The organism is Pedobacter sp. GQ55, assembly GCF_059758925.1.
In genome coordinates this window covers 230,807-255,589 of record NZ_JCAXEI010000002.1, presented here as the reverse complement: position 1 = coordinate 255,589, position 24,783 = coordinate 230,807, and the positions used below count along the sequence as shown (strand labels likewise).

The 24,783-nt window shown below is 39.2% G+C and carries 23 protein-coding genes; 12 read left to right on the top strand and 11 right to left on the bottom strand.

Annotated features, from left to right (window positions below; all coding sequences use genetic code 11):
• Positions 1-89: 89 nt before the first annotated feature.
• The 5 genes from AC6CH7_RS05805 to AC6CH7_RS05785 are packed head-to-tail and all read right to left on the bottom strand — an operon-like array spanning position 90 to position 4,505.
• Positions 90-1,274, bottom strand: coding sequence for a class I SAM-dependent methyltransferase (locus AC6CH7_RS05805; RefSeq protein WP_498261796.1), 1,185 nt, complete (start codon positions 1,272-1,274; stop codon positions 90-92).
• Positions 1,267-2,544 carry an aspartate kinase gene (locus AC6CH7_RS05800; protein WP_498261795.1) on the bottom strand — a complete coding sequence of 426 codons (1,278 nt, stop codon included), beginning with the start codon at positions 2,542-2,544 and terminating at the stop codon, positions 1,267-1,269. Before AC6CH7_RS05800 ends, AC6CH7_RS05805 begins: the two co-directional genes overlap by 8 nt.
• Positions 2,544-3,353 (bottom strand): DUF3298 and DUF4163 domain-containing protein, encoded by an 810-nt coding sequence (locus AC6CH7_RS05795; RefSeq protein ID WP_498261794.1) that lies wholly within the window; start codon positions 3,351-3,353, stop codon positions 2,544-2,546. The genes AC6CH7_RS05800 and AC6CH7_RS05795 overlap by 1 nt, the downstream gene beginning before the upstream one ends.
• 1 nt (position 3,354) lies before the next feature.
• Entirely contained in the window at positions 3,355-3,819 is a 465-nt protein-coding gene (locus AC6CH7_RS05790) for a GNAT family N-acetyltransferase (protein ID WP_337716605.1), read from the bottom strand.
• Positions 3,816-4,505 (bottom strand): YggS family pyridoxal phosphate-dependent enzyme, encoded by a 690-nt coding sequence (locus AC6CH7_RS05785; RefSeq protein ID WP_498261793.1) that lies wholly within the window; start codon positions 4,503-4,505, stop codon positions 3,816-3,818. The genes AC6CH7_RS05790 and AC6CH7_RS05785 overlap by 4 nt, the downstream gene beginning before the upstream one ends.
• A 72-nt stretch (positions 4,506-4,577) precedes the next feature.
• Between AC6CH7_RS05785 and AC6CH7_RS05780 the strand changes: the two genes are divergently transcribed.
• Genes AC6CH7_RS05780 through AC6CH7_RS05760 form a run of 5 tightly spaced genes read left to right on the top strand, consistent with a single transcriptional unit; the run spans position 4,578 to position 10,141 of the window.
• The gene (locus AC6CH7_RS05780) at positions 4,578-5,192 is read left to right on the top strand and encodes a DUF4296 domain-containing protein (RefSeq protein ID WP_498261792.1); all 615 of its coding nucleotides are present in this window, start codon (positions 4,578-4,580) and stop codon (positions 5,190-5,192) included.
• 13 nt (positions 5,193-5,205) lie between these two features.
• Positions 5,206-7,578: an endonuclease MutS2 gene (locus AC6CH7_RS05775; RefSeq protein ID WP_498261791.1), complete on the top strand. Its 2,373-nt coding sequence runs from the start codon at positions 5,206-5,208 to the stop codon at positions 7,576-7,578.
• A gap of 46 nt (positions 7,579-7,624) precedes the next feature.
• Complete coding sequence (locus tag AC6CH7_RS05770; protein WP_498261790.1) at positions 7,625-8,713, top strand: PQQ-dependent sugar dehydrogenase; 1,089 nt, start codon at positions 7,625-7,627, stop codon at positions 8,711-8,713.
• 49 nt (positions 8,714-8,762) lie between these two features.
• Positions 8,763-9,464: a CoA transferase subunit A gene (locus tag AC6CH7_RS05765; protein WP_498261789.1), complete on the top strand. Its 702-nt coding sequence runs from the start codon at positions 8,763-8,765 to the stop codon at positions 9,462-9,464.
• A gap of 17 nt (positions 9,465-9,481) precedes the next feature.
• Entirely contained in the window at positions 9,482-10,141 is a 660-nt protein-coding gene (locus AC6CH7_RS05760) for a 3-oxoacid CoA-transferase subunit B (RefSeq protein ID WP_498261788.1), read from the top strand.
• Positions 10,142-10,159: 18 nt separating this feature from the next.
• Here AC6CH7_RS05760 and AC6CH7_RS05755 read toward each other — a convergent pair whose 3' ends face one another.
• Together AC6CH7_RS05755 and AC6CH7_RS05750 are read right to left on the bottom strand one after the other, a co-directional pair.
• Positions 10,160-10,813 carry a uridine kinase family protein gene (locus AC6CH7_RS05755; protein ID WP_498261787.1) on the bottom strand — a complete coding sequence of 218 codons (654 nt, stop codon included), beginning with the start codon at positions 10,811-10,813 and terminating at the stop codon, positions 10,160-10,162.
• Positions 10,803-12,035: a LysM peptidoglycan-binding domain-containing protein gene (locus AC6CH7_RS05750; protein ID WP_498261786.1), complete on the bottom strand. Its 1,233-nt coding sequence runs from the start codon at positions 12,033-12,035 to the stop codon at positions 10,803-10,805. The genes AC6CH7_RS05755 and AC6CH7_RS05750 overlap by 11 nt, the downstream gene beginning before the upstream one ends.
• A gap of 182 nt (positions 12,036-12,217) precedes the next feature.
• Between AC6CH7_RS05750 and AC6CH7_RS05745 the strand changes: the two genes are divergently transcribed.
• Both AC6CH7_RS05745 and AC6CH7_RS05740 read left to right on the top strand, forming a co-directional pair.
• Positions 12,218-12,697, top strand: a complete 480-nt coding sequence (locus AC6CH7_RS05745) for a Dps family protein (RefSeq protein WP_172659893.1) — start codon at positions 12,218-12,220, stop codon at positions 12,695-12,697.
• 207 nt (positions 12,698-12,904) lie between these two features.
• Positions 12,905-14,740, top strand: a complete 1,836-nt coding sequence (locus AC6CH7_RS05740) for a UbiD family decarboxylase (RefSeq protein WP_498261785.1) — start codon at positions 12,905-12,907, stop codon at positions 14,738-14,740.
• Between the two features lie 188 nt (positions 14,741-14,928).
• Here the strand turns inward: AC6CH7_RS05740 and AC6CH7_RS05735 are convergent, their stop codons facing one another.
• Together AC6CH7_RS05735 and AC6CH7_RS05730 are read right to left on the bottom strand one after the other, a co-directional pair.
• A complete protein-coding gene (locus AC6CH7_RS05735; RefSeq protein WP_498261784.1) occupies positions 14,929-16,407 on the bottom strand; it encodes an OmpP1/FadL family transporter in 1,479 nt (492 codons plus the stop codon).
• A gap of 53 nt (positions 16,408-16,460) precedes the next feature.
• The gene (locus AC6CH7_RS05730; protein ID WP_498261783.1) at positions 16,461-17,420 is read right to left on the bottom strand and encodes a hypothetical protein; all 960 of its coding nucleotides are present in this window, start codon (positions 17,418-17,420) and stop codon (positions 16,461-16,463) included.
• 105 nt (positions 17,421-17,525) lie between these two features.
• Between AC6CH7_RS05730 and proS the strand changes: the two genes are divergently transcribed.
• The 5 genes from proS to AC6CH7_RS05705 all read left to right on the top strand — a co-directional run bounded on the left by proS (position 17,526) and on the right by AC6CH7_RS05705 (position 22,390).
• Positions 17,526-18,998 (top strand): proline--tRNA ligase, encoded by a 1,473-nt coding sequence (proS, locus tag AC6CH7_RS05725; protein ID WP_498261782.1) that lies wholly within the window; start codon positions 17,526-17,528, stop codon positions 18,996-18,998.
• A gap of 11 nt (positions 18,999-19,009) precedes the next feature.
• Positions 19,010-19,705: a hypothetical protein gene (locus AC6CH7_RS05720; protein WP_498261781.1), complete on the top strand. Its 696-nt coding sequence runs from the start codon at positions 19,010-19,012 to the stop codon at positions 19,703-19,705.
• A complete protein-coding gene (locus AC6CH7_RS05715; RefSeq protein ID WP_498261780.1) occupies positions 19,702-20,841 on the top strand; it encodes a cystathionine gamma-synthase in 1,140 nt (379 codons plus the stop codon). Before AC6CH7_RS05720 ends, AC6CH7_RS05715 begins: the two co-directional genes overlap by 4 nt.
• 166 nt (positions 20,842-21,007) lie before the next feature.
• Positions 21,008-21,868 carry a TIGR02757 family protein gene (locus AC6CH7_RS05710; protein ID WP_498261779.1) on the top strand — a complete coding sequence of 287 codons (861 nt, stop codon included), beginning with the start codon at positions 21,008-21,010 and terminating at the stop codon, positions 21,866-21,868.
• A gap of 6 nt (positions 21,869-21,874) precedes the next feature.
• Positions 21,875-22,390, top strand: a complete 516-nt coding sequence (locus tag AC6CH7_RS05705; protein WP_498261778.1) for a YdeI/OmpD-associated family protein — start codon at positions 21,875-21,877, stop codon at positions 22,388-22,390.
• 1 nt (position 22,391) lies between these two features.
• Here the strand turns inward: AC6CH7_RS05705 and AC6CH7_RS05700 are convergent, their stop codons facing one another.
• Complete coding sequence (locus tag AC6CH7_RS05700; protein ID WP_498261777.1) at positions 22,392-23,123, bottom strand: polyprenol monophosphomannose synthase; 732 nt, start codon at positions 23,121-23,123, stop codon at positions 22,392-22,394.
• A gap of 102 nt (positions 23,124-23,225) precedes the next feature.
• Positions 23,226-24,779: a peptide MFS transporter gene (locus AC6CH7_RS05695; protein ID WP_498261776.1), complete on the bottom strand. Its 1,554-nt coding sequence runs from the start codon at positions 24,777-24,779 to the stop codon at positions 23,226-23,228.
• Positions 24,780-24,783: the final 4 nt, after the last annotated feature.

The window sequence follows — 24,783 nt, the reverse complement described above, 5'->3', positions numbered from 1 at the left end:
AAATTTGGTTACGATTATTTCGTTAACATAAAGCTAAATTAAATTGGTCATTTTTTAGAAAGAATTGCTGAAATAACTACACCTAAAATTTAATAATGCTGCACTATTTCGGCATCTATTATTAAATAATCATGGTTTGCGCTTTGTGTAAAAATAAAAAACTTGTTGTGATCAGGCTTTATGTTATACTTCTTTACCAGGTTTTCTGCTTTATCCCGATAGTTTCTGGCAATTACATTTCCCCTTAGTGACTTTTCTTTTTTAAGATCACTGGCTGATAGGAGGCCGTTGATCTTAAAAATTCTGCCAGGAAAGGAAGAATCCACATGATCTGCAACATACAACTGTGTTTGTTGATGTAGCTTTTTTAACCGAAACCTTGCAGCTATCAGGTTAAAGGCTCCGCTTTTAAGCAGTGCGGTATCTGGTTCATACAGATAACCAGACGGAGTTTCGCTGAGCCATTCAACACCTGTTTCTTCTTCCCCTTTAAAAAAGGAGAATTCCTTTTGAGATTCATTTAGGGTAACCGAGGTTATTTTTGGCTGCCGGGCAGGTCTGTTGCTGTCAATAATCCATAACAGTTCCTTGCACTCATTTTTTACACTTATAATATGAACTTCAGAAACATTGCCTAGCTCCTTTAAACCAGCTGTAATGTCTAATAACGGTGCTGTTTTAATAATGATGCGTTTTGATTTGGAAAGTAGTAAATCCAGATGTTCAACCACATTCGGGGTGCAGTCTTTTAACATAAAAACTTTGCCTGCCGAACTTCTTCTTGCAGGATCCAGATAAATGGTATCAAAGATTTCGTCGGTTTTTTCCAGCAGCGCAATGCCATCTATTGCCAAGCATTTAATGTTTAGTTGGCCCAACATTGCTGCGTTATGGGCAGCTATTTGAGAGAGATCGACATTGATTTCGCAATGTGTTAAGTTTTTAACGGTTTTCGCAAAATAATAACTATCTACCCCAAAGCCTCCAGTAAGATCTATTAAGCTGTCGCCAATAGCCAATCCTGCTTTGTAGGCTGCTGTGGTTTCCGATGAACATTGCTCAATAGAAAGTAGGGCAGGGTAATAGATGGAATCCGTTTTATACCAGGTAGGTAATTTTTTTACCGATTTGTTTTTTGCCGCAATCTGATTAGCAAGCTCTTTAGAATCAACATCTTTAAACGGACTTTTAGACATGGCGAGTTTGTGTACATCATCAGTTAAATGATTGTGAATGTACTCCTGAACCTCGCTATCTAAAACCTGTTTATTCAACTGTTGTCTTGTCCCTCATTACAATTTGACAGGTATACCTGCTTTTAACTTCCAGTAGGATGCTTTTGTTAACAGTTACCCTATCTATAGTTTGCTGGTTATAGTACCTTATGGTAACCAATTCCAGGCCAGTGTTATACTTAACTTTATAGTGCTGCGAAAGATCTGCAATCAACCCTTCCAGCTTATTAGGATCATGATCAAAACTTACCGAAAAACTGATTGCAGAATTCAGCATGGTGGTAATTTTTACCTTGTGTTTATGGAACAGGCTAAAAATATCACTTAGGTTTTCTTCTATGATGAAAGAGAAATCTTTAGGGAAAATAGAGATCAGCGCCTGGTTTACTTTAAATATAAAGGATGGGACCGGCAGGTGATTGTTTTCTCCTGTAATGTCTGTGCCTTCGGCCTTATGATCAAGAAAAGAACGAACAAATAAAGGGATGTTCTTGTTCTGAATTGGCTTTATTGTTTTTGGGTGAATAATAGTTGCGCCATAATAGGCCAGTTCAATTGCATCATGATAAGATAAACGTGGAATTCTTTCCGTTTCATCAAACCATTTAGGATCGGCGTTTAAAACTCCTGGTACGTCTTTCCAAATGGTTAAGGAAGTCGCATTTAGGCAAGAAGCAAATATTGCTGCCGAATAATCAGATCCATCTCTACCAAGAGTGGTGGTAAAGTTTTCGCTTGTGCTGCCAATAAATCCCTGTGTTACTGCAATATACTGCTCTAAAACAGGGCCAAGTTTTTTCTGTATTTCCTGCTCTGTTTTTTCCCAATTTACCTGTGCTTCTCGGTAATTGTTATCTGTGTGGATAAAATTGCGGGCATCAACCCATTGTACATTGCAACCTGTTTCGTTTAAATAAGCTGCAGCTATTTTGGTCGAGACGATTTCCCCGATGGAAACGATTTGATCGTAAATGTAATCAGCTGCGTCGTCTGGCTCTTCTTCTATTAACCAATCTATTTCTACAAATGAGTTTGCCACATCGTTATACACCGGGTTGCTGTGATCCGGAAATAACTCGCTGATGATATTGAAATGGAATTGTTTTACTTCTTCAAATATCTGATGGGTATCCTCAAGACCTGTTAAATAAGCTTTTGTTAAATCCTCAAGTTTATTGGTAACCTTGCCCATTGCAGAGATCACAATTAACAGGTTGTTTTGTTGATTGCGTTCTTTAATGATGTTGGCCAGATTTCTTACCCCTTCGGCATCTTTAACTGATGCACCTCCAAATTTGTATACCTCCATTAATTTGCGGGACTAAGTAATGAATTAGGTTTAGCAATTTCTTTAAGCTCACTGAAGGGGATAACCAGTTCTGTTGTTCCATATGCATAAGCTTTGATTTCGTAAGGATTATAAAGAAACTTTAAGCCTTCATCAGTAACGGTGAAGTTGTCATTCAGTTTAAACGTATCTTTATCAAAGAAATAGCCGTCTTTTAAGCTCGCGGTAGCGCTAAGCTTTTCATTTTTTCTGAATATCTTTTCGGCCACGGCAGTAAGTTTTGCCAGGGAACCTGGTTGAATTAAGGAATCTAAAAGGATTTCCTGGTGCGTAGCCAGATTATAGTTCAGGTAGATGAATACACTGTTAGGGTGTGCGCCGCCCGAATAATTTACATAAGTGTTTAGCAGCGACAAGTAGCCTGGTTTTTGTTTCACAACCTTAGCATTGATATCTAAGAACCAGGTTTGTGGGTAATCCTTTTCAGACTTTTTAAAGTCGTCATAACCTTTTATAAAATCGGTAGCATATTCATGATATGTTTTGTAATTTTTGCCAGAATCTGCTGTTAGTTTTATTTTGCTTTCAACAAACTTGTTTACTTTTTCATCATTAAATAAAGGATATGAAATAACTGCCTTAGAGGTATCAGTTACATTTTTATTTACAGATACTGGGGTCTTGCTATAAACTTTTACTGAATCGTATTTAAAAGTTAATGAGTCGCCTGTGGTTACGGCACTTGTAGTGTCGGTGGTATTGCTTGATTTATTCTCACTCTGACAAGCTATAAAACCTATGGCGATAATAAATAATCCTAATTTTTTCATATTACTTCGAGATTTGTTCCTTCGAGAAGGATGCATTTAACCATCCTGCTTCTATGTCAGCAGCGTACTTTTTGTAAAAATTAATTGCCGGCTCATTCCAGTCCAGCACCTGCCAAACCATACCATTGTAGTTTTTATCTTTTGCTTCCTGTATAACCGTTTCAAAAAGGAGCTTGCCTGCGCCTTTTCCTCTGTATTCTTCAGTTACAATGAAATCTTCCAGGTATAAGCGGCAACCTTTCCAGGTCGAGTAACGGGTATAATATAAGGCAAAGCCAATAATTTTATTGTTATCCTCAGCAACAAAAGCTTTCCATACTTTGTTTTCGCCAAAACCGGCATCCATAAATTCTTCTATGGTTACGGTTACTTCTTCTGGCGCTTTTTCATAAAGAGCCAGTTCATTAATTAATTCCAATAATCTCGGACAATCTTCTCGCTCGGCGACTCTTATTGTAATGCTCATTCTGTTTTGTAATGTTTAATCTTCCTTTTACCAAAAATACTGCTGCCAACTCTTACCATTGTGCTACCTGCTTCAATGGCTAATTTATAATCGCCAGACATCCCCATAGATACTTCCTTAAAGTAGTCATCTTTTCTAAAAAAGCTAACTTTAATGCCATCAAAAAGTACTTTTAACTCCATGAATTCATCAAGAGTCTGTTTTTCTGTGGCGTTGTTACTTGCAATTCCCATTAAACCTGCAATACGTACATTTTTAAGTGTAGCAAATTCTTCGGACCTCAGCAGTTCAATTGCCTCATCAAAACCAAGACCAAATTTGGTGTCTTCATCGGCAATATAAATTTGAAGTAAACAGTCTATTACCCGCTTATTTTTTGCGGCTTGTTTATTTATTTCAATTAACAGCTTCAGACTATCAACCGAGTGGATTAGTTGTACGAAAGGGGCAATGTATTTTACCTTGTTGGTTTGCAGATGACCAATAAGGTGCCACTCAATATCTTTAGGCAATTGTGCTTGTTTATCAACCAGTTCCTGAACTATGTTCTCGCCAAAAACGCGTTGCCCGGCATTGTAGGCTTCCATAATTGCGGCGGGCTCCTGGTATTTAGATACGGCTATTAACTCAACCTGCGTCTTATCTAATTCGCTTTTATATTCTAATAAGTTATCTGCTATACTCATTTATCAGTATTTTTGGTAAAAATAAGAACCTTAGCGAACTTTGTCTAAGAAATAATGATGTTTTAGCCCATAATGAAGAACTTTATATATACAGCCTTCCTTTTTTTATTCGTTGCAGGCTGTAAGCCAGGTATTCCTTCCGATATTATTCAGCCCGATAAAATGGCTCTGGTGTTGCACGACATTCATATTGTGGATGCTTACATCACCACCATACCTAATATCGATACGTCAAAAACTATGGCTGCGGCTTATTATAATGGCATTTATAAAAGATACGAGATAGATTCTGCCCTTTATGGCAAGAGCATGGCTTACTATAGTCAGCATCCAAAAGTATTAGATGGCATCTATGATAAGGTAACCAAGGGATTAACCAAGCAAAAGAACGTTTTGGTAAAGGCTGATTCATTAGTACAAGCCAAGGCTGCTAAAATTCTTAAAGCAAAGATGAAGGTTGATTCTGTGAAGCGTGCAGATTCTTTGAAGAAGGTTACCGCACCACAACGAGCTAAATTTAAGGCCGACTCTTTAAAGAAAGTTATTGCAGTTAAAAAGGCTGATTCTATTAAAAAAGCGGATTCAACCAAGAAAGCAAAAGCTGTTTTAAGGAAGGCCATTAGGAAAAAGAGGACGGACTCTATAAAGGCGAGAGAATTATTAAAGAAGACTATTAATAAAAAATAAGATAGAAATAGGAATGTTATATCCGGAGAATTGTTTAGAGCGTTTGGGGTTTAATGAGGTAAAACAACTTATTTACGCACACTGTCTGAGCCCTATGGGGCAGCAAATGGTGGGCAAAATGCAGGTGATGACCAAGTTTGATCAGATCAATAAGTTTCTGAGACAAACAAATGAGTTTAAAAGTATCCTCGAGAACCAGGAGCCACTGCAAATCAGTACATTTTTCGACATAAAGTCTCTGGCCGATAAGATCAGAGTGGAGGGCACTTACCTTGTAGAGGATGAGTTGCATCAAATGTATGCCTCTTTACAAACTGTATTTTCTGTACTGAGGTTTTTTGATGAAAGAAAGGAAGTGTACCCTAATCTGGAGGCACTGTTTGAGCATCTTCCTGTCGAAAAGAATATACTTAAACGCATAGAATCTGTACTGGATCCGAAAGGAAAGATAAAGCCAAATGCTTCGGTTGCACTTCAAAATATAATTGGAGAGATAGCAAAAGCAGAACAGGACGTAAGGAAGAGAATGGACTCTATTTATAAGCAGGCCATTAGTAACAATTGGGTTGCTGATGGTAGTTTAACCATACGTGACGGCAGAATGTGTATACCGGTACTTGCCGAAAATAAAAGGAAACTGAAAGGTTTTATTCATGACGAATCGGCCAGCGGACAAACGGTATACATAGAACCAGAAGAGGTATTTTCATTAAATAATAAGCTTAGGGACCTGGAATTTGATAAGCGCAGGGAAATTATAAAGATCTTAATAGCGCTCACAAACGATCTGAGACCATATACGCCATTATTATTGTCATACCATGGTTTCCTTACTAAATTAGATTTTGTACGTGCAAAAGCGCTGTTCGCTATAGATGTTGAGGCCGATATGCCGGTTCTAATAAAAGAAGCCAAGACTAAGTTGGTTAATGCATGCCACCCTTTACTGTACCTTTCGTTTAAAGAGGATAAGAAAACTGTTGTTCCTTTAAATTTTCATATTAATGAGAACATGAGGATTGTACTCGTATCAGGGCCCAATGCCGGGGGTAAGTCTGTTTGTATGAAAACTGTAGGTCTGTTACAGCTAATGGTACAATCAGGACTATTGATTCCAGTTCATGAATCTAGTGAGGTGGGTATATTTGATCAGATATTTGCTGATATCGGCGATGATCAGTCTATAGAAAGTGATTTGAGTACTTACAGTGCTCACCTTACTAAAATGAGGTATTTTGTTGCCCATGCTACGCCGAAATCGCTGGTTTTAATTGATGAGTTTGGAACTGGTACCGATCCTCAGTTTGGGGGACCTATGGCCGAGGCTGTTTTGGAGGTGTTGAACAATAAAAAAGTAAGAGGGGTAATTACTACTCACTACTCTAATTTAAAGCTTTTTGCTGGTAATACCCCGGGCCTGGAAAATGCTTCCATGTTGTTTGATAACGACAAGATGAAGCCAATGTATGTACTGGAAATTGGTAAACCGGGAAGTTCCTATGCTTTTGAGATTGCACAGAACATTGGTTTGCAAAAAGAAGTGCTGGAACTTGCCAGGGCTAAAACCGGTACCAATCAAAACAGGATAGATAGCTTGCTGGTTGATTTGGAACGTGAAAAGAAACAGATCTACGATACAAAAGTGAATCTTTCCAATCAACAGAATAAGGTGAAAAACCTTGTTGCTGAAAATGAGAAACTTAAACTGTTTCTGGATGAGAACAAGAAAGTACTGATTAAAGAAGCTAAGCTCGAAGCTCAGGCGATTATTAGGAATGCCAATAAACTGGTTGAGAATACAATTGCAGAGATCAAAGAAAGCAAGGCAGATAAGGTAGTAACCAAAGAACTGAGGCAAAACCTCCAAAAGGTTTTGGTGCAGAATCATGTAAAGGAAGAGAAAAAGCCTGAAGTACCGGTGATAAGTAATACACCTATTGAAGTGGGCGACTGGGTACAGCTAAACAATAGCGAAACTATAGGACAGGTGCTTGAGATAAACCGTGATAACCTGGTGGTTGCATTGGGCGATCTTCGTTCTGTACTGAAGAAAAACCGTGTTCAGAAAATCAGCAACAAACAGGCTAAAAAAGCAGTTCAGAATAACTCATTTACCGGCAGTATTTCAGAAGCGATATCGAGTTTTACCGCTGAGCTTGATCTGCGTGGTATGCGTGGCGAAAATGCCTTGCATGAAGTAGAAAAATATCTTGATAAATCGATCATGCTTGGCTTTCCATTTGTAAAGATCATCCACGGAAAAGGGGATGGCATTTTAAGGAAACTGATTCGCGAATATTTAAAGAAATATAGTCAGGTAAACAGGGTAGAAGATGAACATGCAGATAGAGGTGGCGATGGCATCACTTATGTTTATTTCAATTAGATAAACTTATTTACATTTAGGATGTTGTATGAGAAAAAGACATCCTATGAAGGTATTAATTATAAGTTTGTTCGCGCTCTTTATGAGCGTTTCTTCTTGTAAGAAAAACAAATCAGGAGACTCACAGAATCCGGGTGATGCTAATATTAAAACCAAAGTTTTAGCCACAGGTCTATCACATGTATGGGAGGTTGTTTATGGGCCTGATCAGCAATTGTGGATTACCGAACGTTCAGGAAAAATTAGCAGAATAAATCCGGAAACAGGTGCTGTAACGGCGCTTCATACTATTGCTGAAGTGGTATCAAAAGGTGAAGGTGGTTTGCTGGGTATGACCCTAAATCCTGACTTTGAAGCCAACCCATGGGTTTATGTCGTTTATGATTACGGCTCAAGTTATAAGGGAAAAGTAGTTCGATTTACTTACTCAAACGGCACCCTGAATTCGCCTCTGGTTATTCTTGATCAGATTCCGGCTGCGTCTATACATAATGGCTCCAGGTTGCTGATTACAGCGGATAAGAAACTTCTGATCACTACTGGCGATGCAAGTGAGGCTGATAATGCACAAAACATGAATTCTTTGTCGGGCAAAATACTTAGGGTAAACCTTGACGGGTCTGTACCTGCCGACAACCCGGTTGCGGGTAGTCGCGTATGGAGCCTGGGACATAGAAACCCGCAAGGTTTGGTGCTGGCTAAGGGAAAATTATACGAATCTGAGCATGGCCCTAATAACGATGACGAGGTTAACATCATTCAAAAAGGACGAAATTATGGCTGGCCAGAGGTTGAGGGTTATTGCGACAAAGATGCTGAAAAAACATTTTGTACTGCCCATAATGTGGTAGAGCCTATTCAAGCATGGACACCTACAATAGCCACCAGTGGCTTAACTTATTATAGCGCTGATCTTATCCCTGAATGGAAAAACTCTTTATTACTGGTTAGCTTAAAGGCTTCTAAATTAACTCAGCTAAAACTCGATGCAGCCGGTGATAAGGTAGAAACCAGTAAAGATTACCTTGTAAATGATTATGGGCGGTTAAGGGCTATATGTGTGAGCCCCGATGGCAAGGTGTATATTGGAAGTAGTAATGGTAGTGATGATAAAATTATAGAAATAGCGAAATAGTTTGGTTCTAACACAATTTATAATATAATTTAGTAACAAAACTTTTAGTATGATAAACAAAGTCGTAGCAGGTGCTGATGAAGCCATCAGTGACATAAAAAACGGTAGTACTTTAATGCTTGGAGGCTTTGGTTTGTGTGGAATACCCGAAAATTGCATTGCCGCTCTGGTAAGAAAAGGGGTTAAAGAACTAACCTGTATATCAAATAATGCAGGAGTGGATGATTTTGGTATTGGCTTGATGTTGCAGCAGCATCAGGTTAAAAAGATGATCTCATCTTATGTAGGGGAAAACGCCGAATTTGAGCGTCAGTTGTTAAGTGGTGAGTTGGAAGTAGAGCTGATTCCTCAAGGTACTTTGGCTACAAGATGCATGGCGGCGGGATATGGTATGCCGGCTGTTTTTACTCCTGCAGGTGTGGGTACCGAGGTTGCCGAAGGTAAGGAGACCAGAAATTTTAACGGTAAAGATTACCTGATGGAGTACGCTTTTGATGCTGATTTTGCCTTAGTAAAAGCCTGGAAAGGTGATACTGCAGGGAACCTGATCTTCAGATCTACCAGCCGCAATTTTAACCCCGTAATGGCTATGGCGGGAAAAATTACCATTGCCGAGGTGGAAGAACTTGTGGAACCCGGGGTGCTCGATCCGGATCATATACATACTCCCGGTGTTTATGTGCACCGTATTTTTCAGGGCGCTAACTACGAGAAAAGAATAGAACAACGTACGGTTAGACCAAGAAATTAATTCTATAATATATTGATATGCTCGATAAGAATGGTATTGCGAAACGTATCGCAAAAGAAATAAAAGACGGTTACTATGTGAATTTAGGAATTGGTATCCCTACGTTGGTGGCTAATTTTATCCCCCAAGGAATTAATGTGGTGCTTCAATCTGAAAACGGTTTGTTGGGTATGGGGCCTTTTCCTTTTGAAGGAGAAGAGGATGCCGATTTAATTAATGCCGGCAAACAGACCATTACTACCTTACCCGGATCATCGATATTTGATTCGGCAATGAGTTTTGGAATGATCAGAAGCCAAAAAATTGACCTGACGATATTAGGAGCCATGGAGGTATCAGAAAATGGTGATATTGCCAACTGGAAAATACCGGGTAAAATGGTAAAAGGGATGGGAGGGGCAATGGATCTTGTGGCTTCTGCAAAGAATATTATTGTTGCCATGCAACACGTAAATAAAGCCGGTGAAAGTAAACTATTGCCAAAATGTTCTTTACCCCTTACAGGAGTAAACTGCATAAGAAAAGTGGTAACAGAACTAGCTGTATTGGATATATTACCTGAAGGTGGATTTAGATTAGTAGAAAGGGCTCCGGGAGTGAGTGTTGATTACATCAAACAAGCCACTGCTGGCAAACTCTTTGCTGATGATAAGGCGCCTGAAATGATATTGGATTAATTCTAAGCATAAACAGGCTTATTCGGCCTGTTTATGCTTGCAATATTTTACCTTCAGATCTACTGAGATCTCTTCGGTTATTTTAATGATATCATCAGGTGTGTCATGATTGTTTATAATAACCTGATCACACTCACCTTTGTAAGGTAGTAAGAACTCTTTGTAAGCAGGAACCACGTGATTGAGCCATTTGTAAACCACATCTTCTTCAGGGTATCCGCGTTCCATACCATCGCGTTTAATTCTGCGGTCTAATGCCACAGATTCTTCTGCCTCAACAAAAATTCTGTGATCCAGAAGGGCAGCAATTTCTTTAAAATGTAGGATAAAAAGCCCCTCAACAATGATAATAGGAGCAGGATTAATTTCCAGTATTTTGGTTATTGCTAATGGATTATTGAAGTTATATTCCTTCTTATAAACAACTTCTCCTTTTAAGAGTTTTTTAATATCAAGCAGAAATTGCTGATCATCTATGGTCGATGGTAAATCAAAGTTGTATAATTTGTTTTCTTCCTGAGTCATTTCACCAGCCGGGATGTAATAATCATCCTGTGAAACTAATGTTACTTCATCATTTTTGAAATGATGTAGGAAACAATTCAAAAAGAAGGTTTTACCGGATCCACTACCACCTGCAATACCGATAATAAAGGGCTTATTATTGTTCATTCTCTTGTCCGCCGTATGTTAAATTGCAATAAAATCTTTTGTCTAAAGCTCCCAGCGCATCAGCAACTGCTTTAGTCATTACAATTATAACATCTTTTGTAGACTCATTTTCAGAAAATTTACCAACAACCTTTGCAAAGGTTGACCTGTTGCTCATTGGGTTGGTAATTTTCATTACGGTGCCAATTGGAGCTGTGCGGTGCAAAACCAACATCTTAGTAGGGTCAAGATCAGTATCAGAAATCCATACGGCAGTACCTTTTTCATCGATCTGGTTTAAGCCATATCTGCTTGCTGCATATTTTAATGATGGATCTTTGATGGAGTTTAGGGTATCAACAGGGTGTTCAGGCTGTGGCGGGGTAACCGGATACTGACCACTGATCCATAATTTCTGACCAACAGTTAATGAGTTGTCTGTCAGGTTATTTTTAGCCTTTAACTGATCCATTGTTAACTTGTAACGTGTTGCGATAGAATACATGGTCTCGTTTGATGCAACTGTATGAATCAATAATGGGCCGTTATCTTGTTTTGCAGAATCCGGTTTCGTTGAATCTGGCTTTGAAGTGTCGGGCTTTGAAGTATCTGGCTTAACTGTTGTAGGTTTTTGTATTGGCAGTTGAGGTTTTATGCTGTCTTTTTTAACCACAATGGCCACAGGATCCTTTTGTGTATTTGGAACCGGCGGGGTATTGATCTTTTCAGGATCTACAGTTGTCAATGGTGTTCCATCCGGAGATTTTGTAGCAGGGATTTTTAATATCTGACCAATTTGTAAGTTTATAGTACGTAGGTTATTAACCCTTTTGATTTCGTTTACAGTAGTGCCGTATTTTTCGGCAAGCATATTAAGGTTTTCTTTTTTCTGAACGGCATGCTCTATCAGATTGCCCTCAGTGGGGGTGCCAGTAACTGCTGGCGTTGTGGTCTCTTTAGTGCTTGCAGTAGCAGCCGGATTTTCGTTAAATGGGATGTTGGTTGGTACTTTAATGATTACACCAATTTGAAGGTACTTGTTGTCATTAAAAGTCATAATATACTTAGGAACAACGTTATATCTTCTTCCTAATGAATAGTAGGTGTCTTTTGCGACAATCTTATGGACGATCAATTTTTTACCATTGTAATTTTCAACCCCAATTGAATCTCTGGTGTTTGCTTTGGCAGCTGAAAAACTAAGAAGTACGGCAAAGAATGATACTATATAATATTTATACATTAATTTTCTGATAAAGTAATTTCGCAATTATACGAATAATAAAAATAACCCCTGAATTGATAGTATAAACGTTGCTTATGATTTACTATTGTATGTTTAAGAACATTTTTCAAACCATTTTAATTAGGTATTGTTATATTTTCAATTCCTGCAAGGGCGACAAAATAAAAAAAATAAATACTATGGACGCAAAAGAAATCAGTTTAAATGAAAAGAAAGTAAAACCCGTTGTAGATATGCTTAACGATTATTTAGCAAACTACCACGTTCATTACCAGAAATTAAGAGGATGTCACTGGAACATTAAGGGGCAGAATTTTTTTACACTGCACATAAAGTTTGAAGAATTATATACCAACGCGCAACTTACAATTGATGAGATTGCTGAGCGTGTTTTAACGCTTGGAAAACCACCTCATAGTCGTTTTGCCGACTATATTAAAGAATCTGCAATAAAAGAAATTGATACCATAGGGTTAAAGGATCTGGATATGGTTGATGCTGTTCTTGACGATATGGCTAAACTAATTGAAATAGAACGCGAACTCCTCGAAGCTACAGATAAAGCCGGCGATGACGGATCTAATGATATGGTAAACAGGTTTATGCAGTTCAAAGAAAAAAATACCTGGATGCTTCGTTCATTTGCAGGCAAGAAATAAGTATTTGCAAATTACTAATGGCAGCTTGTAAAAGCTGTATTTAAGGCTGTTGTCATCTTGACGATAGGAGAAATCCCTTGAAAACGCACAGTAGCTAAGAAGCAAACTGGTATAACCAAGAGATCTCTCCTACCGTCGAGATCACGATTTGTATCATAGCATAGCGATACCTTTAAATATCAAGTTCTTTAATATCTTTGGCATGTAATGGGATATAAAAGTTTAGCAGACTGTGTTGCCGATCTTGAAAAGCATGGGCATTTAATTAGGATAAAAGAAGAGGTTGATCCTTACCTTGAAATGGCTGCAATACACCTGAGGGTGTATGAGCAACAAGGACCGGCGTTGTACTTCGAGAAAGTTAAAGGAAGTAAATTTCCTGCTGTTTCTAATTTGTTTGGAACATTAGAACGTTCCAAGTTTATGTTTCGCGATAGCTTGCCTAAGGTTGAACAGCTTGTGAATCTTCGTTCAGACCCGGTTAAAGCGCTAAAAAATCCTTTTAAATTGCCTGGTATCGCTTTTACAGCATTAACAGCACTTCCCTTAAAGCAAAGTCTGTTTAAAGCTAATTTTAGTAAAACTACCATCAGTGAGTTACCCCAGATTGTGAACTGGCCTATGGATGGAGGTCCTTTTGTTACCATGCCTCAGGTTTATACAGAAGATATCGATAAACCGGGTGTGTTAAATGCAAATCTGGGTATGTATAGAATACAGCTGGCGGGTAATGATTACGAGACCAATAAAGAAATTGGATTACATTATCAGATACATAGGGGTATAGGTGTTCATCAATCTAAAGCCAATGCAAAAGGACTGCCTTTAAAGGTGAGTATTTTTGTTGGTGGCCCACCTTCTCATCCTTTGGCTGCGGTAATGCCTTTGCCCGAAGGCCTTTCGGAAATGACTTTTGCAGGAGCCTTAGGTAACAGGAGGTTCAGGTACTTTTATGATGATGAAGGATTCTGCATTTCAGCAGATGCTGATTTTGTAATAACAGGTACTGTTTATCCGCAAGAGAATAAGCCCGAGGGACCATTTGGTGACCACTTAGGTTACTATAGTCTTACCCATCCTTTTCCATTAATGAAGGTGCATAATGTTTATCACCGGAACGATGCAATATGGTCGTTTACCGTGGTAGGCAGACCCCCTCAGGAAGATACCAGTTTTGGTGCATTGATTCATGAGATTGCAGGATCGGCCTTGCCGAAAGAAATACATGGATTAAAAGAAGTAAACGCTGTTGATGCAGCAGGGGTACACCCTTTGTTATTTGCCATCGGAAGTGAGCGTTATACACCATATCTTAAGGAAAGAAGACCTCAGGAAATTTTAACTATTGCAAACCATATTCTTGGTAAGAATCAGTTAAGTTTAGCGAAATACTTGTTTATAGCTGCCAGGGAAGATAATGAACAGTTAGATACGCATGATCTTTCTGGTTTTATACAGCATGTATTGGAACGTATTGACCTTACAAGAGATCTGCATTTCCATACCAAAACAACCATTGATACTTTAGATTATAGTGGCGAGGGGTTAAACAGTGGATCGAAAGTAGTGTTTGCTGCGGCAGGAGAGAAAAAGAGAGTGCTTGCTACTGAACTTACCGAAGGTTTTGTAATGCCTTCTGGTTTTAGTTCTGTTAAGCTTGCTATTCCCGGCGTAATAACTTTGCAGCTTCCGGTTTATACGACAGCTAAGGCGGCAAAAGGCGAGGTGGCTCTATTAGAAGAGGCTCTAAAAGGTAAAGATTTAAGTGGTATACCTCTAATTGTGCTTTGTGATGATGCTGAATTTACTGCTCAGAATATAAACAATTTGGTATGGGTAACCTTTACGCGCAGCAATCCGGCAACTGATATTCATGGTATTTCAGCGTTTATTGATGATAAACACTGGGGGTGTAAAGGTCCTGTAATAATTGATGCACGTAAAAAACCGCACCATGCGCCTGAGTTATTGAAAGTGCCTGAAATAGAAGAAAAAGTAAATAGACTAGGTGAGAAGGGGGGCTCGTTATTTGGAGTGATCTAGTTTCGTATGAAAAAGATTGATATACGACAGTATTGAGGGTAAAAACAGCGTTTTAATAGAGAATAGTCGTTAGAAAGTCGTTTATTTTATAGGGTATAATCGTCATCCTGAAATTAATTCAGGATGACGGGTGCATTCTATGAGATCGTGACAATCGTGCTCTCTAGAGAGTATAATCGTACTAACTTTTAAAACCTCAATCCAAAGGTTAAAAATACATTGTTTCTTGAAGTTTTAATATCAGCAACCGGTTCTAAAGGATTGTCGTCTGTACCAAGTAAATAAGGAGACAGCTCTGTGTTGGTTTCTGTACGTTGGTAAGCAACATCAACGTAATAGTTGTTGATGCGATAACCAAGTCCGCCAGAATAAAACTGGGTAGAGAAATGACCTTTATCATCGCCTTGTATTGCGGTTCCATTAACACCGTAACCACCTCTTAAGCTAAATGCATTGTCTATTTTATATTCTGCACCAACTCTGTAGTTAACGGCTTGTTTGTAATTGTCTCTTACCGAGTTGTTTTCGGCTACAATCCTTTCCGGATCAAGTCCCTGATCGGTTGAGAAACGAATAGTACTGTAATCTACATAATCCACATCGGCAGAGATCAAAGCTTTACCTGCAATTACATAACTGGCGCCCAAAGATCCTTTTAAAGGTGTTCTGACACGGTAATTGAATGGATAGTTTTGTACAGCACCATTGAGACTTCCTGCATTAGCACCACCCACAATTTTAGAGTCTAAAACTATAGAGGTATTGTCTTCTATAAGCATCCATGAAGGAGATTGTAAGGTTGCCCCAATTCTAAAGTTTTCAACCGGTCTAACAATTATCCCTAAACGGGCATTATATCCTGATCCTTTTGATTCCTGATTTTGTCTATAAGATAGGCTATACTGTGAGTTGTCGGTCATTGTTCCTGATTCAGTAAACTCACTGTCGTTGATATAACGAACATTAACCAATGATACACTGGCTCCAATATACACCTGATTGGAGATATTAATAGCTCCAGATGCGGTAAGCTCAGATGTTGAACCGGATCTTACTTCACTTTTCTTTTGAGTGTTAGATCCATTAATGGGTGCAAAATAACCATCATCATCTTGTTCTAAGATGTAACCATCATAAGCGTCTTTTTGCACAGAGCCATTGGGTATGCCGTTTGCATTGGCTTCATCAGCGAAAAAATCTATAATTGAATTACTTGGGTTTGTTCCGCCGTATTTGAAATTTGCACTAAAATCATTGTTTCTGTTATAGGCAATTCCGAATACACTACTTACCACCCCGCGTTGAGTGTCTTGTCCCTTCATTCTAATGGTGGGGCTAAAAAGAACCACACCAATATGGTTAAGGTTTATGTTGTCTTTTGTGGATTTTGTGTTTTGGTTCAGAAAGTTTGCATTTCCAGAGAAATTATTGAATTCCGGAGTTAAACTAAATTCAGATTTAGTGAACATTCCTAGTCCTGCCGGGTTACCGCCAATTGAGCTCATATCTCCACCAACCCCAATTTGTGCGCCACCCATACTTTTAAATCTGGAGGTACTACCATAATTGGTCTGAGAGAATTTTAAAGCATCAGGCGAGTAAATCTGGGCGTATGTTGTTCCTGAGATGGCTACTGTAGCCACCAGAGATAGTATCAGTTTTTTCATGTATCTTAATAATAGATTTTAAGTGCACCCTGCATGATGCAGGGCACTTTAAGTTATCCTCTTCCTGATCTTGATGATCTGCCGCCACCACCACCGCCGCCGCTGCTACCTCCACTGCTTCTTCCACCACCACTGCTTTCTCTTGCAGGAGGGCTGTAGCTAGGTCTGCTTTCTGGCTGACGGGCCGGAGCGCTTTCTCTTGTAGGTCTTACGGTTTCAGTACGTGTAGGTCTTGTTGCTTCGCCACGAGAAGGTCTGGTAGCCTGGCCATTAGACGGTACTCTGCCTGGTCTTGTTGAAACCGTTCCATCAGGATTGGTTCTGGAAGGTCTGGCCCTGTTAGGTATAATATTACCATCGGCATCCACTCTGGTTGCCGGTCTGGCATATCTGCGGTTCACTCCAACGCCGTTTTCTCTGCCTATACCTGGTCTGGCCCTGTAATCAGGTACGTTGGTAGTTCTGCCGGTGTAATAGCCACCGCCATACAATCCGCCGCCCCATAAGCCACCACCCCAAAGGCCTCCTCCGTAATAGCCACCACCGTAGTAGTAGTTATTCCAGCCAAAGTTGTTGTAGCCCCAGAAAGGAGAGCTTGCAAATCCCCAGCCCCCATAAGGAGAATTCCAGTAACTGTTGTAGAATGGGCTGTATCCAAAGTCCAAAGAACCAGAAGAATACCATCCAGAATAATAATATGGATCGTAGTACGTTCTGAAAGGACTTGAGTAATAAAATCTGTTTATACGAGATGAGTAGTCCTGATCATAATACGGATCACTTGTTCCGTAATAATCACTCTCATCATATTGTTCATCAGCATATTGCTGATCGTCGTATTGAGGTTGCTGTACTTGTCGAGGAGCGGGGGTATAAACCTTTGCCTTCACCGTACTGCTATAAACGTCATCATCTGTATTGGCACTTTGCTGCGCAAGCCTTGGCGCAGAGCAAGACGTAACAGCTATGGCTGCTAAGACGAGCATTCCTGTGAATAAATGGTTAGGTTTCATAAGTATATGTGTTGTTTGTGTGTTGCAATTTTTTTGTAGGTATAAATTTATAAATTTGTAGTCTACAATACAAGTCATTTAACACAAAAAACGTTCCATTCAGCTATGAGCAAAGGCATTACAAGTAAAAACGAAGATTATTCCCAGTGGTATAACGACATTGTTATAAAAGCTGACCTGGCAGAACACTCATCCGTTAAGGGATGTATGGTGATAAAACCTTATGGATACTCCATTTGGGAGAAGATGCAGGCTATTTTAGACCAAAAATTTAAAGATACAGGACACAGTAATGCTTATTTCCCGTTATTCATACCAAAGTCATATTTTTCAAAGGAAGCCTCGCATGTTGAAGGTTTTGCAACAGAATGTGCCGTTGTGACACATTATCGTCTGAAAAATGATGGAAATGGGAACATTATTGTTGATGAAACAGCCAAATTGGAAGAAGAATTGATTGTTAGACCAACCTCTGAAACCATCATTTGGAATACTTATAGAGGATGGATTCAATCTTATAGAGATCTTCCTCTGTTGATAAATCAATGGGCAAATGTCGTGCGTTGGGAAATGCGTACCCGTTTGTTCTTGCGTACTACAGAGTTTTTATGGCAGGAAGGACACACCGCTCACGCAACTTCTGAGGAGGCAATTGAAGAAACAAGAAAAATGCTTGATGTTTATGCAGATTTTGCCGAAAACTGGATGGGTTTGCCAGTCGTAAAAGGTGTGAAAACGCCAAATGAGCGTTTTGCAGGAGCCTTAGATACGTTTTGCATTGAGGCATTAATGCAGGATGGAAAGGCATTACAAGCTGGAACTTCTCACTTCCTTGGACAGAACTTTGCTAAAGCCTTCGATGTAAAATTCACCAACAAGGAAGGTAAGATAGAGCACGTTTGGGCAAGCTCATGGGGTGTTTCTACACGTTTAATTGGTGCATTGATTATGGCACATAGTGATGATGCTGGTTTAGTGCTTCCTCCAAAATTAGCTCCAATACAGGTGGTTATTGTTCCTATTTACAAAGGCGAGGAGGAGTTAACTAAGATCTCGACATTTGTTGATGAATTAATGCCAAAACTGAAACGTTTAGGGATTTCTGTAAAATATGACGACCGTGATACGCAGCGTCCGGGCTTTAAGTTCGCTGAATATGAGCTTAAAGGGGTGCCAATTCGCCTGGCTATTGGTGGCCGAGATATGGAAAACGGCACTGTGGAGCTCGCAAGAAGAGATACCAGAGAGAAACAGACTGTAATTCAGGAAGGACTTGAAATTCATATTGCTCAGCTTTTGGAAGAGATTCAGCAAAATATCTACAACAAAGCTTTTGACTATAGGACTGAGCATACTACTGATGCCAATTCTTACGATGAGTTTAAAGAATTGCTTGATGGAAAAGCTGGATTTATTGCTGCACATTGGGATGGAACACCTGAGACTGAGCAAAAAATTAAAGAAGAAACCAAAGCCACTATTAGATGTATCCCGTTAGATAACAAGCTGGAAGAAGGAGTTTGTATTTACTCTGGTAAGCCATCTACCCAAAGGGTATTATTTGCACGTGCATATTAAAATTTAATCGGATGGAAACTGAGAATTACAGTAAAATACTGAGCGAATTCGAGAGTAAAGCTTCATTAAAACAAAAGATATTTAGAAATACTACTGAGGTTTTTGGCTTGCTGAAAACCCAGCTTTCTAAAATTGCGGTTAAGCTGCAAACAGACTACGTGGCCAAAGATCCCTCCGTTGAGGTGCATTTTAAGGAAAGTGGTAAATTTGAAGGCCAGCTTAAGTTTTCAGGTGATATGCTGATGGTGTCTATGCATACCAATGTGTTTGCCTTTGATAAAACACATTCCATATACCAAACAAAATACATCAAAGAAGATGAGTCTTTAAGTTTTTGTGGAACTATTTATATCCATAATTTCCTCGCTGATTCCGTGAAATATAACAGGTTGGCAGATGAGGGATCGCTGATTGCACGCATACTGGTTAATAAGGAAAAGCATTTTATGGTTGAGGGAGAAGGTGCGCTTGATTTCTTATACCAAAGCATGGCTGAAAACGTTGTAACGGAAGAAAAGCTGACAGATATTATTGAGCGATCTATTCTTCACTGTCTGGACACTGATCTTTTATTACCCCCTTTTGCAGAAATAAAAGAAGTAACTTTAAATCAAAAACAATCAATGCTGGCTTCAAGCGGTTATCCAACCAGTAAAAACCTTGGTTACCAATTTAAATCAGAAATTGAGCAGAACGATGATATATGAAATTTGCAACTAAAGCGATCCACGCCGGACAAGAGCCTGATCCTACAACAGGAGCAGTGATGACCCCGATTTATCAAACCTCTACTTACTGGCAGAAATCGCCTGGTGACCATAAAGGTTTTGAATATTCCAGAGGGACTAACCCAACTCGTAAAGCACTTGAAGATTGTTTGGCAGCATTAGAAAATGCTAAATATGGACTGGCTTTTTCGAGCGGAATGGGCGCTACAGATACTGTATTAAGGCTATTGAAGCCTGGAGATGAGGTGATTACCGGGAACGATCTTTATGGTGGTTCTTATCGCATATTTACCAAGGTTTATGAAAAGTACGGCATTAAGTTTCATTTTCTGGATTTATCGAAACCGGAAAACATACTGCCACACATCAATGAAAACACCAAATTGGTTTGGATAGAAACACCAACCAATCCAACAATGAGGATCATTGACATTGAGGGGGTTGCTAAAATTACTAAACAGCATAAGTTAATCCTTACTGTTGATAATACTTTCGCATCTCCATATTTGCAGAATCCAATGGACTTAGGTGCTGATATTGTGATGCACTCTGTAACCAAATACATTGGTGGTCACTCTGACGTGGTAATGGGTGCTTTGCTTGTAAACGATGATCAGCTTTATAAAGATCTTTGGTTTATTTACAATGCCTGCGGGGCAACGCCAGGACCTCAGGATTCATTTTTGGTTTTAAGGGGTATTAAAACGCTTCATTTGAGAATGAAGGCGCATTGTGAGAACGGAGAAAAGGTAGCGCGTTATCTTAAAAATCATCCAAAGATTGATAAGATCTACTGGCCGGGTTTTGAAGATCATCCTAACCATGATATTGCGAAAAAACAGATGCGTGGTTTTGGAGGTATGGTGTCTATAACTTTAAAAGATGCTGATCTTCAGGAAACATTCCGCGTGGCTTCTTCTTTTAAGGTTTTTACACTTGCGGAATCGCTTGGTGGAGTAGAATCGTTAATTAACCATCCAACTACAATGACTCATGGTTCTATTCCTAAAACCGAACGTGAGAAAGTAGGAGTTACAGATAACCTGTTGCGCCTGAGTGTTGGTGTGGAGGATATTGATGATTTGCTTGCCGATTTAGAACAGGCATTAAGTTAATTCATCCCGTCATCTCGAACTGTAGAGCGCGATCTTGGATATCCAGATCAAGAGATCTCTCAGTCGTTCCTCATTTCGAGATGACGTATTGTAAATCTCGGGATGATGCATCGTAAATCTTGAGATCACATAATTTAATTAATAAAGTTATCTTAAATATTACACCTTGGAATTTTTAGAACTTAAAGAATTTTTGGATGTAAAGGTTGATCAGTATAACCGACCAAACTTTATTCAAAATGACCCTATCTGTATTCCACACCAGTATACTAAAAAACAAGACATTGAAATTGCTGCATTTTTTGCGGCAATTTTAGCTTGGGGGCAACGAAAAACCATCATTAACAAGTGTAATGAGCTGTTTGAGCGGATGGATAATGATCCGTATAATTTTATGCTGCACCATGGCGAGGATGATTTAAGGCGATTGCTTGGTTTTAAACATAGAACGTTTAACGACACGGATCTTCTGTATTTCGTGGCATTTTTTAATCAGCACTATCAACAGTTTGATAGCCTTGAGACTGCATTTTTATCTCCTTCTGATGTTTTTAGAGGTGATTTTTTAACTGACGAGCTTCAGCATGGGTACACAAAATATGCTTCTTCAAGCTGTATGTTATCAGAGTTAACCCAGCAGGAGCCAAAAACTGAAAGATCCCTTAATTATTTCAGGTCTTACTTTTTTTCTCTTCCGGATTATCCCAGGAGAACGATAAAGCATGTTTCTTCGCCAATGCAAAAATCTACCTGCAAACGTTTAAATATGTTTTTAAGATGGATGGTAAGGAAGGATAATAAGGGTGTTGATTTTGGGATCTGGAACACGATTAAGCCTTCAGATTTGATATGTCCATGTGATGTGCACGTAGATAGGGTAGCGCGTAAGCTTGGCTTAATTGAAAGAAAACAGACGGATTGGCGCACAGCAGTGGAACTTACAAATGAACTGCTTAAATTTGATCCTATGGATCCTGTTAAATATGATTTTGCATTGTTTGGCTTAGGTGTAGAAGAGAAATTTTAAGCTATTATGGTTACTTTTAAAGCGGAAATAGAGCGTTTTGCCGAAATGGGAGAAAAAACAGGTTGGACCTATGTTTTTATTCCGCTTGCTATCGCCAATATGATTAAGCCCGATTGCAGGAAGAGTTATCGGGTAAAGGGCCGTTTAGACCACATTGAAATTGAAGGGATAGCACTTGTGCCAATGGGAGAGGGGAACTTTATTATGGCGCTAAATGCCGGTATTCGTAAGCAACTGAAGAAAGATCTGGGTGGAGTTTTAGAACTGGTTTTAGAAGAGGATACAGCTTTTAAAATAGAGTTGCCAGAAGATCTGGAGGTCTGCCTTTCTGATGAGGCGCATCTGCTTAAAAACTTTTTAAAACAACCTAAGTCGCATCAAAATTGGTATATCAATTGGCTTAATTCGGCTAAAACAGAAGCTACCCGTACCAAAAGAATCGTGAAGATCGTTTTAGCTATGGATAAGGATTGGGATTTTGGAACGATGATGCGTGATGGAAAGCCCAGAAAAGAAGAGTAGATTAGGGCCTGTCGTATTTTCTAAACCAGCTCCATACTTTCATTTGGATTACTCCAATAAAAGCTTCCCTGAAGATTCGTGTGCTCATTTTTGAAGTGCCCTCTGTGCGATCTGTAAATATGATGGGAACTTCAACTACATTAAATCCGTATTTGATGGCAGTAAACTTCATTTCAATCTGGAAGGCATAGCCAACAAATTTAATCTTGTCTAACGGAATAGTAGCAAGTACTTTGCGGCGGTAACATTTAAAGCCGGCAGTTGCATCCTGTATATCGATACGAGTAATTAGACGCACATACATAGAGGCGAAATAAGACATTAACACTCTGCTCATAGGCCAGTTTACTACATTAACTCCTCTAACATAACGGGAGCCCACAGCAACATCTGCACCATTAACACAGGCTTCGCGTAAACGTATCAGGTCATCCGGATTGTGCGAGAAATCGGCATCCATCTCAAATATATATTCATATTGAGGTTTGGCCAGCGCCCATCTGAAACCGTGAATGTAAGCGGTTCCAAGTCCTAGTTTGCCGGTTCTTTGTTCCAGGTGAAGTGCCGGATATTCTTTTTGAAGATTTTTAACTATTTCGGCTGTGCCATCAGGGGAACCATCATCAATAACTAATATTTCGAAGAAATAGCTTAACGAAAAAACCTTTCTAATGATTTTCTCAATATTTTCTTTCTCGTTGTAGGTAGGTATTATTACTAGACTGTCTGACACGTAAAATGAATTAAGTAGCGAAATTATGGATTCTAAATGAAAAAACCCTTAATATAGATTATACTAAGGGTTAAATTTTGTTAAAAATTGGAGTTTCCGATCTTAATTTACTTCTTGCATCAGCTTTTTTACGAGAGGGGAAATGATTAGAAGTACAATACCAGCAATTAAAGCGTAAATAGCCAGTTGTTTATATCCCTCTGTATAACTCATCAATTTCTGCACTGGAGTGTCGTTTTCGCTGGCTTTAGCCAATCCTGCACCCAGAAGGCCTGCAACATACTGACCATAAGCACTGGCCAAAAACCACATACCCATCATTACGCCCTGTAATTTAACAGGTGATAATTTGGTCATGATAGATAGGCCAATTGGTGAGAGACAAAGTTCTCCAAAAGTCATTACAAGGTATGCAGCGGTAAATATGTCAAGCGATGCAACGCCTTGAGCGTTGGCGAAAAATCTCGTTATATAAAAGATAAAGAAAGAACCAGATAAAAATAAAAAGCCAAGACCGAATTTGATCACTGTATTGGGCTCGATTTTCTTTTTAGCCAATCCAATCCAAATCAGGCTAAACAGGAACGCAAAGATAATTACAAAAAAAGAGTTTGCAGAATTGTTAACTCCGTTAGGATCCAGTTTTACAACTCCCAATAGGTTGCTGTCTAAATTTCTTGCAGCAAACAAACTTAAAGAACCTCCACTTTGTTCAAAAAATGCCCAAAATAATATCGAAAACAAGATAAAGATTAATGCTGCAATTAGTTTCTTTCGTTCAGCCCATCCATATCTTGTCATCTCAAAAAGAAGGTAAAGCAATGTTACGGGGCCAATAATATACATAAACCAATCCGTATATTGCGTTTTTGCCACCATGATCATAATTATAGGTACGATTGCAAGTGAACCGGCATACACGGCATAATCATACCATTTTTTATTAACAGATGTGCGGTGTATCACAGCAGGCTGAGCTGGTATTTTATCGTCTATACCACCAAGGCTAATATCTGTCACATCTTCATCTTTTCCAGGAGGAAGCCCAATCGGTCCCAGGTTTTTTTGAGTGAATAAAAAAGTGATTAAACTAATCGTCATTACAATTGCAGCAAGTCCAAATGCCAGGTGCCATGAATATTGTTTGCCAATAGTGATACAAGCGTAACCACCCAGCAATGCGCCAATATTTATCCCGGCGTAAAATACCGAGAATCCAGCATCCCTGCGGGCATCGTTAGCTTGATATAATTTCCCTACCATTGTAGAAATATTGGGTTTAAAAAAGCCAGTTCCTACAACTGTGAAGCTTATTCCCAGAAAAAAGAACTGATGAGGGTCATAGGCTAAAATGGCACTTCCCACGATCATTAGAATCCCTCCCCAGAACAGAGATTTTCTGAAACCGAGTATTTTATCTGCAAATAAACCGCCTATGAAAGTAAAAGCGTAGACAAAGGCTTGCGTTGCACCATATTGCAGATTTGCATCTACATCCTTCATGAATAACTGCGTGACCATGAAATAGGTGAGCATTCCCCGCATTCCGTAAAAGCAGAAACGCTCCCACATTTCTGAAAAAAAGAGTGCCCAAAGCTGCTTAGGGTACTTCCCTTTAAAATTCTGAATTTCGTCTAGTGTAATATTTTCCTGCATTGTT